At 45.3% G+C, this 13,797-nt stretch carries 20 protein-coding genes; 15 read left to right on the forward strand and 5 right to left on the reverse strand.

Going from position 1 to position 13,797, the window contains the following annotated elements; genetic code table 11:
- The first annotated feature begins 82 nt into the window (after positions 1-82).
- The 6 genes from ACZ1GZ_RS11170 to arsH all read left to right on the forward strand — a co-directional run bounded on the left by ACZ1GZ_RS11170 (position 83) and on the right by arsH (position 3,773).
- Positions 83-526, forward strand: coding sequence for a VOC family protein (locus ACZ1GZ_RS11170; protein ID WP_472664956.1), 444 nt, complete (start codon positions 83-85; stop codon positions 524-526).
- Entirely contained in the window at positions 526-1,290 is a 765-nt protein-coding gene (gene gloB, locus ACZ1GZ_RS11175; RefSeq protein ID WP_472664957.1) for a hydroxyacylglutathione hydrolase, read from the forward strand. Before ACZ1GZ_RS11170 ends, gloB begins: the two co-directional genes overlap by 1 nt.
- The gene (locus tag ACZ1GZ_RS11180; protein ID WP_472664958.1) at positions 1,244-2,053 is read left to right on the forward strand and encodes an extensin-like domain-containing protein; all 810 of its coding nucleotides are present in this window, start codon (positions 1,244-1,246) and stop codon (positions 2,051-2,053) included. The genes gloB and ACZ1GZ_RS11180 overlap by 47 nt, the downstream gene beginning before the upstream one ends.
- Before the next feature lie 61 nt (positions 2,054-2,114).
- Positions 2,115-2,447 (forward strand): ArsR/SmtB family transcription factor, encoded by a 333-nt coding sequence (locus ACZ1GZ_RS11185; protein WP_472664959.1) that lies wholly within the window; start codon positions 2,115-2,117, stop codon positions 2,445-2,447.
- Between the two features lie 217 nt (positions 2,448-2,664).
- On the forward strand, positions 2,665-3,060 hold the full coding sequence (gene arsC, locus ACZ1GZ_RS11190; RefSeq protein ID WP_472668283.1) for an arsenate reductase (glutaredoxin): 396 nt from the start codon (positions 2,665-2,667) through the stop codon (positions 3,058-3,060).
- A complete protein-coding gene (gene arsH, locus ACZ1GZ_RS11195; protein WP_472664960.1) occupies positions 3,057-3,773 on the forward strand; it encodes an arsenical resistance protein ArsH in 717 nt (238 codons plus the stop codon). Before arsC ends, arsH begins: the two co-directional genes overlap by 4 nt.
- A gap of 26 nt (positions 3,774-3,799) precedes the next feature.
- On the opposite strand, the gene ACZ1GZ_RS11200 is transcribed toward arsH, so the two are convergent.
- Positions 3,800-4,111 (reverse strand): PilZ domain-containing protein, encoded by a 312-nt coding sequence (locus ACZ1GZ_RS11200; RefSeq protein ID WP_472664961.1) that lies wholly within the window; start codon positions 4,109-4,111, stop codon positions 3,800-3,802.
- An 87-nt stretch (positions 4,112-4,198) separates the two neighbouring features.
- Positions 4,199-5,053: a LysR family transcriptional regulator gene (locus ACZ1GZ_RS11205; protein ID WP_472664962.1), complete on the reverse strand. Its 855-nt coding sequence runs from the start codon at positions 5,051-5,053 to the stop codon at positions 4,199-4,201.
- Positions 5,054-5,183: 130 nt separating this feature from the next.
- Between ACZ1GZ_RS11205 and ACZ1GZ_RS11210 the strand changes: the two genes are divergently transcribed.
- From ACZ1GZ_RS11210 to tuf, 4 genes are all read left to right on the forward strand, one after another.
- Positions 5,184-5,438 carry a hypothetical protein gene (locus tag ACZ1GZ_RS11210; protein ID WP_472664963.1) on the forward strand — a complete coding sequence of 85 codons (255 nt, stop codon included), beginning with the start codon at positions 5,184-5,186 and terminating at the stop codon, positions 5,436-5,438.
- A 194-nt stretch (positions 5,439-5,632) separates the two neighbouring features.
- Positions 5,633-6,004 carry a YciI family protein gene (locus ACZ1GZ_RS11215; protein ID WP_472664964.1) on the forward strand — a complete coding sequence of 124 codons (372 nt, stop codon included), beginning with the start codon at positions 5,633-5,635 and terminating at the stop codon, positions 6,002-6,004.
- A 49-nt stretch (positions 6,005-6,053) separates the two neighbouring features.
- Positions 6,054-7,292 carry an RNA polymerase sigma factor gene (locus tag ACZ1GZ_RS11220; protein WP_472664965.1) on the forward strand — a complete coding sequence of 413 codons (1,239 nt, stop codon included), beginning with the start codon at positions 6,054-6,056 and terminating at the stop codon, positions 7,290-7,292.
- 210 nt (positions 7,293-7,502) lie between these two features.
- Positions 7,503-8,678, forward strand: coding sequence for an elongation factor Tu (gene tuf, locus ACZ1GZ_RS11225; protein ID WP_472664966.1), 1,176 nt, complete (start codon positions 7,503-7,505; stop codon positions 8,676-8,678).
- 127 nt (positions 8,679-8,805) lie between these two features.
- Here tuf and ACZ1GZ_RS11230 read toward each other — a convergent pair whose 3' ends face one another.
- Positions 8,806-9,384: an NAD(P)H-dependent oxidoreductase gene (locus ACZ1GZ_RS11230; protein WP_472664967.1), complete on the reverse strand. Its 579-nt coding sequence runs from the start codon at positions 9,382-9,384 to the stop codon at positions 8,806-8,808.
- 219 nt (positions 9,385-9,603) lie between these two features.
- On the opposite strand from ACZ1GZ_RS11230, the gene ACZ1GZ_RS11235 reads away from it, so the two are divergent.
- A complete protein-coding gene (locus ACZ1GZ_RS11235) occupies positions 9,604-9,939 on the forward strand; it encodes a hypothetical protein (RefSeq protein ID WP_472664968.1) in 336 nt (111 codons plus the stop codon).
- Positions 9,940-9,945: 6 nt separating this feature from the next.
- Entirely contained in the window at positions 9,946-10,500 is a 555-nt protein-coding gene (locus tag ACZ1GZ_RS11240) for a DUF6680 family protein (RefSeq protein WP_472664969.1), read from the forward strand.
- Positions 10,501-10,542: 42 nt separating this feature from the next.
- Here ACZ1GZ_RS11240 and ACZ1GZ_RS11245 read toward each other — a convergent pair whose 3' ends face one another.
- Together ACZ1GZ_RS11245 and ACZ1GZ_RS11250 are read right to left on the reverse strand one after the other, a co-directional pair.
- Entirely contained in the window at positions 10,543-11,346 is an 804-nt protein-coding gene (locus ACZ1GZ_RS11245; protein WP_472664970.1) for an enoyl-CoA hydratase, read from the reverse strand.
- A 143-nt stretch (positions 11,347-11,489) separates the two neighbouring features.
- Positions 11,490-11,882: a COG4315 family predicted lipoprotein gene (locus ACZ1GZ_RS11250; RefSeq protein ID WP_472664971.1), complete on the reverse strand. Its 393-nt coding sequence runs from the start codon at positions 11,880-11,882 to the stop codon at positions 11,490-11,492.
- Between the two features lie 161 nt (positions 11,883-12,043).
- On the opposite strand from ACZ1GZ_RS11250, the gene ACZ1GZ_RS11255 reads away from it, so the two are divergent.
- The 3 genes from ACZ1GZ_RS11255 to ACZ1GZ_RS11265 all read left to right on the forward strand — a co-directional run bounded on the left by ACZ1GZ_RS11255 (position 12,044) and on the right by ACZ1GZ_RS11265 (position 13,641).
- Positions 12,044-12,586, forward strand: a complete 543-nt coding sequence (locus tag ACZ1GZ_RS11255; RefSeq protein ID WP_472664972.1) for a hypothetical protein — start codon at positions 12,044-12,046, stop codon at positions 12,584-12,586.
- Between the two features lie 121 nt (positions 12,587-12,707).
- A complete protein-coding gene (locus ACZ1GZ_RS11260; protein ID WP_472664973.1) occupies positions 12,708-13,001 on the forward strand; it encodes a hypothetical protein in 294 nt (97 codons plus the stop codon).
- Positions 13,002-13,062: 61 nt separating this feature from the next.
- Positions 13,063-13,641, forward strand: coding sequence for a L,D-transpeptidase (locus ACZ1GZ_RS11265; RefSeq protein ID WP_472664974.1), 579 nt, complete (start codon positions 13,063-13,065; stop codon positions 13,639-13,641).
- The last annotated feature ends 156 nt before the right edge of the window (positions 13,642-13,797 follow it).

Genomic DNA, 13,797 nt, shown 5'->3' on the forward strand with positions numbered 1-13,797 from the left:
CTTTAAATAGTTAATATTGAATCACTCAGTGACTATGACAATATAGGACTAATACTGATACAAATAGAAGGCGATAAATACAATGCGTTACTTACACACAATGATCCGCATAACTGATTTGGATCAATCTCTTGACTTCTGGTGCAACAAAATGGGCCTTGTTGAAGTGCGACGAAAAGAGGTGCCAGAAGGTAAGTTTACGCTGATTTTCTTATCGGCTGACCAGGATCAGGTTGAAGCTGAGAAGAATGAATCACCAACACTTGAGCTAACATATAATTGGGAAAGTGATGAGACCTATAAGACGGGTCGCTCCTGGGGACATTTAGCCTACACAGTCGAGAATATTTATGAATTCTGTCAAAAACTCATGGATCAGGGTGTTGTGATAAATCGTCCACCGCGTGATGGTCGCATGGCATTTGTGAAATCGCCTGATGATATTTCCATTGAGCTTTTGCAGGAGGGCGATGCACTTCCAGTTCAGGAGCCATGGGCATCAATGCAAAATGAAGGTAGCTGGTAATGGCGCTGCATTTTCACCAATTTGCCTATCGCTCTGATAATTACGGCGTATTGGTCCATGAAGATGAGACAGGTGAAACCGCTTGCGTAGATGCAGGTGATGCCGATGCGATGTTTAAAGCGCTTGAGGAAAAGGGTTGGCGATTGTCAGAATTGTGGATCACCCATCATCATGCTGATCACACGTCCCATCTTTTGGAAATTAAAGAAAAAACCGAATGTCTTGTCATAGGACCAGACTACGGCTCTTCAATTGATGGCATAGATAAGGCGATCAAAGAAGGTGATAACTTCGAATTTGCCGGTCATTCTGTAACGCCAATACATACCCCCGGGCATACAACGGATATGCTCAATTATTATATTGAAGATGGTAAAGTTTTGTTTTCAGGCGATACCTTATTTGTGATGGGATGCGGGCGGTTGTTTGAAGGTAGTGCTGAAATGATGTGGCAGTCCTTGCAAAAGTTGATGAGCTTGCCAGAAGATACAATCATTTACTGCGCACATGAATATACACAGGCCAATGTCGCATTTGCATTGTCAGTTGACCCGGAAAATGAAGCACTACAAAATCGCAGCGAATTGGTCGCTTCGCTGCGGCGCGCTGATCAAAGCACTGTGCCAACTATGTTGTCGATCGAGCTTGCAACAAATCCTTTTTTACGGGCAGGGGATCGAGCTATTCGCTCATATTTAAATATGGAAGATGCACAGGATGCGGACGTCTTCGCTGAAGTCAGAAAGCGCAAGGATAATTTTTAATTCAAAACTCAAGACTGTCATTTTTGCATGCTTAGCTGCATTCTATGCTTCAAACGCTTTTGCTGAGGATGTTGAATCCTGGGATCCAGTGCCCGTTCCAGCGCCATCTTTTGAATATGAAGAGATGCAAGCCGGCCAACTCGAAAAAATCCAAACTGTCGCACACTTTGATGGGGCGAAAAACAAACCGCCATACGACTTAACTATTGCAAAGCAATGTGAAGAGGCGCTCAAAAGCCGCCAGATTGCTTTTAACCTGATGGAGGCGATTGCGGATGAAAGAGGTTGTATCGTTGAACGGCCTTTAAATATACAGAGCCTGAGCAAAGGCATATCGCTCTCGCGCGAAATGACGTTGAGGTGCGAGGTTGTTCTTGCGATGGATGACTGGATTAATAATATTGTCCGTCCGTCATCAAAACTATATTTCCAACAAGATCTCAAATCACTCAAAACATCGACTTCTTATCATTGCCGGACACGCAACAATAAACCAGGTGGCAAAATCAGCGAGCACGGTTTTGCCAATGGTGTGGATATCACAGGTTTTGAACTTGAAGATGAAACTGTCATCCAAGTGTCATCAAATGCCGATAATTTGGCTGGTAAAGCAAATATAATGGCTCAGTTTCGTGCTGCGGTGAGAGCCGGGGCATGTGCTTATTTTACAACGGTCCTTGGGCCAGGCAGTGATGGAAGCCATCAAGATCATTTTCACTTTGATCTTGCTTACCGAAAGTCCGGCTATCGGCTATGTGAGTAATTTGAAGGATTCTTTGTAATGTCTCTTGACATAATATCAATATATCGATAATTCATGATATATGGATATTAAAGATGCAATCACACATTTTTCTGCCCTAGCGCAGGAAACGCGCCTTGAGGTTTTCAGGTTGTTGGTTAAGGCCGGTAGCAAAGGTATGCTTGCTGGTGAAATTGCTGATGAACTTGGCGTGAAGCAGAACACCATGTCTTCTAATTTAAGTGTACTCTCCAATGCTGGCTTACTTCAAAGTACGCGCGAAGGGCGCTTTATCAGATATGCGATAGACTTTGATAACTTAAGTGAGCTCTTGTCATTTTTAATGGAAGATTGCTGTGGTGGTGACCCAGAGGCTTGTCAGGCCGCAATTTCCAAAATCATGAAATGTTGTTGAAGCGAGGAATGTTTAATGAATAATCTTAACCCGGAAACATCACAAAGAGAAAATTCATGCTGTGGTGGACCTGCTGCTGTTAATGAAGACGCATGTTGCCGACAAGACGAGCTTGCCAAAGATGCAGGCGAACAAGGGTGTGGTTGTCAAAGTCAAAGCACAAAAACATCCAAAGCAGCTTCCTGTTGTCAATAAACCAATTCACGAAAGTAATATTATGAGCATTGTTATTCACCATAATCCTGACTGTGGCACATCGCGCAACGTGTTGGAGATGATCAAAACTTCCGGCGAAGAGCCTATCGTGATTGAGTATTTGCAAGAGGGGTGGACCCGTCCACAATTACAGGCATTGTTTGCAGCTGCAGATTTAACCCCAAGACAAGCGTTACGTACATCTAAATCACCAGCAGAGGAATTGGGGTTGCTAGATGAAAATGTGTCGGATGAGGCGCTTCTTGATGCTATGCTTGAGCACCCTGTTCTGGTTAATCGGCCGATTGTGTGCTCACCTAAGGGTGTGAAATTATGCCGTCCATCTGAAGAAGTTCTGCCATTGCTTGCCAATGAACTGTCAGAATTTACCAAAGAAGATGGTGAGCGTGTCAAATGAGTGACGAACTCAAAAATGTCGAGTTGAATCAATTTCATCAAATCAAGCAGCAAGATCTTGTAAAAACTGATGATTTTGATCATCCACCTCGCATACTTTTATTATATGGCTCATTGCGCGATCGTTCATTCTCGCGCCTTGTTGCAGAAGAATCAAAGCGATTGTTAGAAGCACTTGGATGTGAAGCTAAGATATTTAACCCAGTTGATTTGCCTTTGCCTGATTCCGTTAAAGCTGAAGACAGTGATAAAGTTCAGGAATTGCGTGATCTTGCAAAATGGTCTGAAGGAATGATCTGGGTGTCGCCAGAACGTCATGGCTCGATGACTGGCATCATGAAAGCGCAGATCGACTGGATACCATTATCAGATGGCGCCGTGCGGCCAACGCAAGGCAAGACGCTGGCTGTCATGCAAGTCTGTGGCGGGTCGCAAAGCTTTAACGCGGTCAATCAGATGCGTATATTGGGTCGTTGGATGCGTATGATTACTATTCCAAACCAGTCATCGGTTGCAAAAGCATGGATGGAATTTGACGACAATGATCGTATGAAGCCATCAAGTTTTTATAATCGTATCGTGGATGTATGTGAAGAATTGGTCAAATTTACCTATCTGACGCGCGGACGTTCGGACTATTTGGTTGATCGTTATTCAGAACGCGTTGAAAGCGCCGAAGCACTCATGAAGCGAGTAAATCAACGCTCGATATAAACGAATTGGGTAATTTGGATTGAGATTTAAGCTTTTGCAGGCTCACGAATAAGCGACAGTGTTTTCGCGTAAGTGTTTGAGCTCAATTCTAGCTCAATGCCGACAATATTTTTGTGTTGCCACATCACTTTACCAAACAGGCTACCCGCTCTCTCAGTAAAAATCTTGATATTTGTGCCTTCGTGCAACTGAATGGCGCGCTGTAATTGAACACACAGACCCAATTCAGACACATTGACCAATCGGCCGCGTGATGAATGATTGGCAGTTTCAATACCGCAATCATCATTGATCTTCATCCGTTTGCGTTTTCGAGAGCTTAATTTGCTCACTGTCATTTGATCTACTCCGGTTGTCCTAGGGCGACACTACAACGAAGCTGCGAATATTCGATTTAGGAAATAATGACAATTTGAGCAATCGGATTAACTGTTTTGGCGTTGGAAGAAATGTGTGACAACTTGTAATAGCGCTTCATCGCGCCGACGCGCGGTGGATGTTGCTTCCAACACAAATTCTGTTTTGGCCAATTTTGGCAATTTCGTTTCAGCGCCTAATACTTTGCAATCATCTGGAAGAGTGCGATGTTCCAGACATGCAATACCCAAACCAGCAGAGAGTGCGGCTTTGACTGCAAAGACGTTTGAACCAATGAAAATTTCCTGCCATTTGATTTTATTTGTATTGAGGACATTAATGGCCATTTGGCGCATGGAGCAGGGTGCCCCTAGGGAAACCAACGGCAAAGGTTCATCTTGATTATAGACAAAATCTTTCGCGGCCATCCAGGTCAGGTTGCCATCAAACAGCCGCTCACCTTTGTGATCACCAGAAATGCGTTTTGCAACAATCGCATCCAATTTGTTGCGGCTAAGACCGGCATAAAGTTCTTCCGAACTCAAAATGCTGACCGTAAGGCGATATTGCGGGAATGTTTCTCTTAATGAAATCAATAACTCCCTGAGATTTTGATCAATGCCATGATATGTCACTCCAAGGCGGAAGCTCTGTAATTCACTTTGATGAGTAACGCTATGGAGAGTATTATCGTGTGCGCCCAATAGTTCGAGTGCTTTTGGCATAAAGTCAGTGCCAAAATTGGTGAGTTCCACACCATGTGGTGAGCTTTCAAAGAGCTTTTGGCCCAGTAATTGTTCGAGTTTTTTAACACGCATGGAAATTGTAGATTGCGTCGCACCGAGCAACTCGCCTGCTAATGTGAAGCTTTCTTTTTCTGCAACGACACAAAATGCGCGTAAATTTCCGATATCAATATTCATGGGCAAGTCCCTTTGGGATTGGGGCAATTTGATTTGTGATTTGAAAATCAAATGTTCAGTATTTGTTATATTCGTTTTTCAAATGCAAAATCAACTGTTATTTGTATATCAAATTCAACAGGAGATTAAAATGAGTTATTCAAATGCAACAATAACACCCGGTGACCACACTGAACCGGCAACTATCTCGCTTTTGGCATTATGGCGTGAAATGACATCGATCTTCCGTTATTCATCTGAAGATTGCTTTGTTGAGGCGCAAGAGGCTGCTGACCAGTTAGAAGCTGCACAAAATATGCCGTCACTTGAAGAAATGCAGAAAATGAACCGCGCCGAGTTGGTTGAAGCCACACGTGGCATCCGTAAATTTGATTTTTGGGTCTAATCTGTGCTTGTCATATCAAAATGATCCGCGAAAACCACAAGTCGCGGATCATCTAAGTCTCAGCTTTTTCAGCGCGTTGAGATCTTTTTCAAATTAAATTTTCTTTTTTTGACGCAGTTTGTTGTCTTCACACGTCTCCTATATGATTGGGCATAGAGCTCAGATCATTGAACCTTTATCAATTGGAGACAAAAATGAAATATACGCTTTTTCTTGCGCACGATCCTGCCAACCAACCTGAATATGGTAGCGAAACCTTCAAAGCTTATATGATGGCCTATGCAACATTTGGCGAAGAGGCATCGAAAGCAGGCGTGTTTGTAGCAGGTGAACCTGTTGACCGCGCCGATACAGCCACCACTTTGCGCAAACATGATGATGAAATTAAATATCATGATGGCCCATTTGCTGAGCTAAAAGAGCAAATCGGTGGCTGGTACCTTCTTGAATGTGCAAACCTGGAAGAAGCGCTCAAATGGGCAGAAAAAGTACCATTGGTGGCCTATGGCTATGGGGCTGTTGAAGTGCGACCTGTCCCCGATGTGTCTGATTTGCTAAAAGGCTAACCTCAACCAAAAGGCCCGGTGTTATTCACCGGGCTTGCGGACGCGGATTATGAATAAAGATATTCAGGGTATTATAGCACAGAGCTATGTCGATGATTGGGCCCCATCTGTGGCCTATATGGTCAAACTAACGTCGGATCTTTCTACCGCAGAAGAATATGTTCAAACAGCCTTTGAGATAGCCTTGAAAAAATGGCCAGATGAGAACCCGCAAAACAAGGGGGCTTGGATCAGGCAAGTCGCCAAAAACCGCTTTATTGATAATGTCCGCGGCATTAAAACGCGCGCAGATGCCGAAGAGGCCATCCAAAAAGTCGAAGAGATCGCGCGCCAACCACATGAGGAAAGCGTGCTTGATGATGAGCTGTCCTTGATGTTTTTGTGCTGCCATCCGGCGATCAGCCCCACAGATCAGGTTATCTTGGTGTTGCGTCTTATCGGTGGGTTAAAACCCTATGAAATCGGCAAAGCATTTGATCAGCATGAAGAAGCGGTCAGATCGAAACTACTGCGCGCCAAACGCAAGATGAAGGCTGCGAAAATTTCAACTACTATGCCAAGAGACGAGGACCTAGCAGGTCGAATACGCCAAGTTCTCGCAGCGATCTATCTCATTTATAACGAAGCCTATCGCGCGAGCCGCAATGCAGTTCATGAACGGCAGGACTTAGCTTTAGAAGCTATTCGTTTGGCCGCCCGTTTTTGTCGATATATGCCAAATTTGGCCGAAGCGCATGGCTTGATGGCGATGATCCTTTTGGGCGAGGCGCGTAGACCCGCAAGATTTGATGAGGGTCGATTGATTCCCTTAGAAATGCAGAACCGTGATCTTTGGGACCGAGATTTGATCAAAGCTGGCTTGTTTCATGTGCAAAACGCCCAAAAGATCAATTCACAAACAAATTCAGATGCAGGCATGTATCTCTTGCAAGCGCGCATCGCCGCCAATCACTCAACCAGCGCAACATTTTCCGCCACCAACTGGCCGGATATCGCCAATTGCTATGATCAATTGCTGGCGCTGCATCATTCATCATTCTTTGCGCTTAATCACATTGTGGCGAAAAGCTTTGTTGAAGAGGCCCCCAAAAGCCTTAAAGCGCTGGACGCTTGGGAAAAAGCACATGATAAAACCGCGCAGTCCCATGCTTTGCGCGCAGATATATTAAGACGCGCCGGAGAGATTAAAAGCGCAATCACCCATTACGAAAAAGCGATTATGTTAGAGACAGATGAGGGTGTGAAGCGTTTTTGGCAAAGCCGGATCGATGAGTTTTCGCGCATCTAACGAGCCCCTTTAAATTTAATTTGGACACACTACATAGGGGTAGCTTCACCAAATCACATGAAAATAAGCGTTTTTTGCTTGCGAAAACGGCCAAAAGATTTTATCAGGCTGCAACTTCGCATTTGCTATGTGTTTTGGATTAATAATGTGAAGCATTAGCGGGCCAGATGGCCCTTAAGATTTTGCCCGATAACAAAAGGTAGGACCGTCATGGCAAAGGAAAAGTTTGAGCGCACGAAGCCTCACGTAAACATTGGAACGATTGGTCACGTTGACCACGGTAAAACAAGTTTGACAGCCGCGATCACTAAGTTTTTTGGTGATTTTAAAGCCTATGACGAAATTGATGGTGCGCCAGAAGAGCGTGCACGTGGTATCACGATTTCAACAGCTCACGTTGAGTATGAAACAGAAAACCGTCACTACGCTCACGTTGATTGCCCAGGCCACGCCGATTATGTTAAAAACATGATCACAGGTGCTGCGCAAATGGACGGCGCGATCCTAGTTTGTTCAGCAGCTGATGGCCCAATGCCACAAACACGTGAGCACATCTTGCTTGCGCGTCAGGTTGGTGTTCCTGCGATCGTTGTGTTCTTGAACAAAGTTGACCAAGTTGACGATGAAGAGCTTCTTGAGCTTGTTGAAATGGAAGTTCGTGAGCTTCTAGACAGCTACGAGTTCCCAGGTGACGATATTCCGATCGTTAAAGGTTCTGCTTTGGCAGCTTTGGAAGATTCAGACAAAACAATCGGTGAAGATGCTGTTCGTGAACTAATGGCTCAAGTTGATAGCTACATTCCAGCACCAGAGCGTCCAATTGATCAGCCATTCTTGCTACCAATTGAAGACGTGTTCTCAATCTCAGGCCGTGGTACAGTGGTAACTGGTCGTGTTGAGCGCGGTGTTATCAATGTTGGTGAAGAGATCGAAATCGTTGGTATCCGCGATACATCAAAAACAACATGTACTGGTGTTGAGATGTTCCGCAAGCTGCTTGATCGCGGTGAAGCTGGTGATAACGTTGGTGTTCTACTTCGCGGTGTTGACCGTGAAGGTGTTGAGCGCGGTCAGATCTTGTGTAAGCCTGGTTCAGTTACACCACACACAAAATTTGTTGCAGAAGCCTACATCTTGACAAAAGATGAGGGTGGTCGTCACACACCATTCTTCACAAACTACCGTCCACAGTTCTACTTCCGTACAACTGACGTGACAGGTGTTGTGACTTTGCGTGAAGGTACAGAGATGGTTATGCCTGGCGACAACGTAACAGTTGACGTTGAGTTGATCGTGCCAATCGCGATGGAAGAGCAGCTACGCTTTGCGATCCGTGAAGGCGGTCGTACAGTTGGTGCGGGAATTGTGGCTTCTATCACAGAATAGGTTAAATCAAGAGGCGCGGAGGGGCGGTAACGCCCCGACAGGGATCAAAAAACTCTGAAGCGCAAGATTTCAACCATTAAAAAACTTAAACCCCGTGGGAAACCGCGGGGTTTTTTGTTGGGCGAAGTTATTCAGCGGGTTCAGGCATCGTAGCACCGATCTTAAAGCAACGTGCGAGGAGGGCGGCGCGGCGGGCATCTGATCCTTTCGCACCGCATAAAAATTCAAGTTGGCGTGGTGAAAACCCGAAATAACCAAAGGTACCTTTCATCCAGGCGGTTTCTAATGCTGCGCGATAACCTTCATCTTCAAGCTCGTCAGAGCGGGCGCCTGCAGGCACCAGCAGCACGCCGGATCGCGCGGGTTGGAGAGATTGTTCGCGGTCATCCAATTGATCATAGGCCCAACCCCAAGAAAACACGCGATCAGTCCAGCCTTTCATCATCGAGGGCATGCCCCACCAAAACAGCGGAAAGACCAAGCAAATCGCATCTGCGCGCATGATCCGCGCTTGCTCAGAGGCAATATCAGGTGAGACCTCATCATTGGCATCTGCCATAGTCCAAAGCGGGTTAAACCCTTCGGCATGCAAATCAGCAAGTTCGGTGGTATGCCCAGCAGATTGCGCACCTTTGATAAATTCAGCCGCACAAGCGGCACTAAACGAGGAAGGGTTCGGATGGTCCAAAACCGTTAATATATGCATCAAAAACTCCAAAACATCTCAATTGATCATGACCCGCGCGAGGAAATTCAAACTCACGAGTCATCATGAGAGACGTTTATGGATGCTCAAGTATGCTTGAGGTCAAGGGGATAATTAGAGATATATTTATACTAAAACCTAGATCAGTTTTGATGATTGACTTCAAGCTAAGATAGTGACAATTTAGATGTTAAATTAAAGATTGAAATGGCGCTAAAAATGATCGACGGTATATATACCGCTTATTTAACAGGTGTTGCTGGCCAAGCTATGGCGATGTTTGTCTTCAAGGACGGCAAAATTGGTGGCGCCGATATGATCGGAGTAAAATTCTCTGGAGAGTACCTTGTGGAAGACGGCTGCATTCGCGGAGAGGTGAAATTTAACATGCCCGCACAATCTGAATCAATTACTGGAACTGTCTTTCAAAAAAAATCTGAAGAAATTGAAGTGCCGATCGAGTTGCCAGAAGAAATAGACCCAAATGAAACTTATGAGATAAAGACGCCAATGGGTTTGATGAATGCGAAGTTTCACAAAAATGCGGAGCTTTGAATTAGCATGACACTGAACGCAATTTTGACATTATTCGCAATATTTACGGGCCCTATTGTTGCGGTTTTAATCACATGGATTCTTGATAGAAAGTATAAAGCCTATGATCGAAGGCTTAAGATTTTTCGAGATTTGATGCAGACGCGTGGGCTAAGATTAGATCCTCAGCATGTCGCAGCATTGAATTTGATTCAATTGGAATTTTATAAGAAATCGACGATTCTGGAGGCGTTTGAAAAATACATAGACCATTTGAACCACTCTCTGCCTGAAAAAGATTCAGACCAAAAAGCTTTTTCTGACAAACGTTCTGAACTGTTCATGGATCTTCTGCGGGAGATTGGACACAGTGTAGGTTACAAGTTTGACAAAATGGAGCTAGATCGGCGTAGCTATGTTCCGATAGGTTGGCATGATAACAATAATCTACAACAAAAAAATGCTCAACTTCTAAGCGCTGTTCTTATGGGGCAAAGGCCCATTCCAATTACAAATTTCTTGTTGAATGGTGGAAATAATCCATTTCCAAAAGCTCCTCAAATTGATCAGAATGACAAATGATATACAATTACCAAACATGATAATTATCCCACCACACCCACGCTAATCATCCCAGTCGGGCATTGGCTTCTTGTCGATAAATGCGCCGATGCCGGATTTCGCGTCATTGGCCATCATATTGTCGGCCATCACGCGGCCTGCGAAATCATATGCTTCGTTGAGCGCCTTTTCAGATTGCTTGTAAAACGCTTCCTTGCCCATTTTGACAGCGAGCTTTGATTTGGATGCGATGTTTAGCGCCATCTCTTGTGTGGCGTTTGTGAGTTCTGATTTGGATACGACGCGATTGATCAGGCCAATGCGTTCTGCGCGCTCCGCCGAGATGAATTCGCCGGTGAGCAACATCTCCATCGCGTGCTTGTTGGAAACATTGCGGGTGAGCGCCACCATGGGGGTGGAGCAAAAGAGCCCGATATTCACCCCTGAGGTGGCAAAGCGCGCATCTTCCTCTGCAATGGCCAAATCACAGGAGGCAACCAGCTGACAACCGGCGGCGGTGGCGATGCCTTTGACTTCCGCGATCACGGGTTGGGGGAGGGTCACGATCTGTTGCATCATCTTCGAGCAGGATGCAAAAAGGCGAATGAAATAATCATGCCCGCCGTCATCTTCGTTGCGGTGATGGCTCATTTCTTTCAAATTATGCCCGGCGCAAAAATGATCACCTGATGTCGCAAGGATCACCACCTTAATGCTGCGATCTTCTTTGATCTGCGCCAAAGCATCGGATAAATCAGCTAACATGCTTTCCGATAATGCATTGATGGATTTGGGCGTATTAAGCTCAAGCCGCGCCACGCCATCCTGATCGGTTCGAACGAGGTTTTCCTGTGCTTTATCTAACATCGCCATCTCCTCAATACGGCTCCTCCAAAACTCTTGGAAACGAGCCTGTCTTGATTGCGCTTTTGTGTCAAGCAAAGTGAGACTTGTGCAGAAACGAAAAAAGGCGGAAATAACCCCGCCTTTCGAACCCAAGAGTGATGAGCTTATGGTTTAGCGATATGCCAAACACCGCCAACGCCATCGCCTGTCACATCGCCTTTGGCGCTATCGCCGATCCATGTGTAAAGCGGTTCGCCCTTATAGGCCCACATGAATGTGCCATCTTTGCGCTCCACAACCGAGAAATCGCCTTCGTTTTTAGACGATGCTTCTGCTGGCATTGGTGGCCAGTTTGTGGCGCATTGATCGTAACAGTTTGAAACGCCAGCAGCGTCTTTATCAAATGTATAAAGCGTCAAACCAGCTGCATTGGTCAGTACTGTGCCTGCTGATGTGTCGGCTTGCTTGATGGCTTTGGCTGAATGGTGATCAGCCAATGCAAATGTGCTTGATAGTATAAGAGCTGCAACGCCTGTTGTGATAAATTTAAAAGTCATGTTTCTCTCCATAATGAGTTGACCAGATTGTGCTGGTTTCAGGATAGTTACGCGGCAAGTTTGAAAACTATTCACGAGAAAATTATTTTTTTTGATTGGAGAGATTTGCAGCTTTTGAAATTCTCGTGCTAGGCTTTGTAATCTGAACCTCGGAGGTCAAAATGCCTAGTTTTGTTCCAAAGTTTATTACCACGACCGCAAGCTTTTTAGTTGCATTCACGCTCTCATCCCAAGCCGATATTCGCGTCACCTATACCGACAGCTCTCCCACTGATCATTTTACCGTTCAAAATGTCAGCGGCTGTTTGTTATATAAAGGTGAACTCACAATCGACTTTTCAACATCTTTGGGCCAGCTGGTCTTTGATATTGATCGCAATGGTTGGGGTGGGGAAGAATATCGCTCAAACAGTCGCGTTCACCAGCCACTCACCATTGTGGGTGGCGATGCATTTGTGAAAAACATAACCGATGTGAAAGACGGTGATAACAAAGTCACCATCGAATTTATCAATTTCAAACATGGTGATCGCATTCATTTTAACGTCGATGTTGATGACACATCCGGCTCCTATCATCCCAGTGTGTCCGGGCTTGAAATCCAGGGTGCGAGCTTGAAGGTGATCACACCGACAAGCGAAAATGATGGCGCGTTTGATGCAAATGCCGTGGCCGAAACAGACCGAACCTCCTGCATTAGTTAGCATGAGGGTCATGTCATGTGTGTTGGCGCTCACGATTTCGTGATCATACAGCTCTGGTCATAATGCCGGATCTGATGTAACGGTTTTTTCTATGGTGCGATCTTTTTTGATATATACGTTCATGTTTTTTGCGATTGTCCAGAGTATTCCGGGCAGCATGCAGGCTGTGGCGGACCATATTATTGAGCCTGTTTTAATCGAAGCCGAACTTGTACTCGCCGATAATGAACTTGATGTTCAATGTTGTGACGAGAACAATAAAAAAGACGCAACACCATGTAAATCAGATTGTTCGGCCATCATAAACTCCAACATCATATCTGGATTTAAAACGGGTATGCTGTTTGAGAATGCACCGACACATATCGTGGTCAAGACCCTTATAAGGCAAGATTTGCGGCCACCCATCGCCTAATTTTACATCCATTTTGAGGGGGCAATTGTCCCGTTTGACAATGTAATTTTAGGAGAAATCCATGTTATCCAGACGTAATTTAATACTTGGCGCTTTAACAAGTGCAGCTTTGTTGCCTGCTTCAACAGCATTGGCGCATCATACCAAAAAATCTCGTAAGAAGTTCAAACTTGCAGCAAAATATGTGCCGCAATCCGTGCGCTATAAAAGCAAATATAAACGCGGAACAATCGTCGTTGATCCACGTAATCACTTTTTATATCTGATTGAGCGTCGCGGTAGAGCGCGTCGTTATGGTGTGGGTGTCGGTAAAGCCGGTTTGGCATTCCAAGGTACAGCCACCATTCAGCGTAAAGCAGAATGGCCTCGTTGGACGCCAACACAAAACATGATCCGCAGAGAGCCGCAAAAGTATCTCAAATACGCCAAAGGCGTACCGGGTGGGATCAATAATCCCTTGGGTGCACGTGCGCTATATTTATACCGCAATGGCCGGGATACATATTTCCGCATTCACGGAACAACTCAGCCTTGGTCTATCGGGCAATCGGTTTCAGCCGGCTGTATTCGCATGATCAATGAGCATGTCGAAGATCTATACGAAAGAGTGCCCGTAGGCACACGTGTCGTCGTCCTTTAACGCATTTTAAATTCACAAGCCTTCTCCGCAGGTTGGCTTGTGGGTGCGCGTGCGGGCAAACCGTTAAAATGAGTGGCTTGACCATAGCTCCTTGTTTGCTTTCTTAGACATGGCGATACGCCCGCGCGCGTTTGTATGAACTTTGACGTCATAACA

It is taken from the genome of Lentilitoribacter sp. JB5-8 (assembly GCF_055693385.1).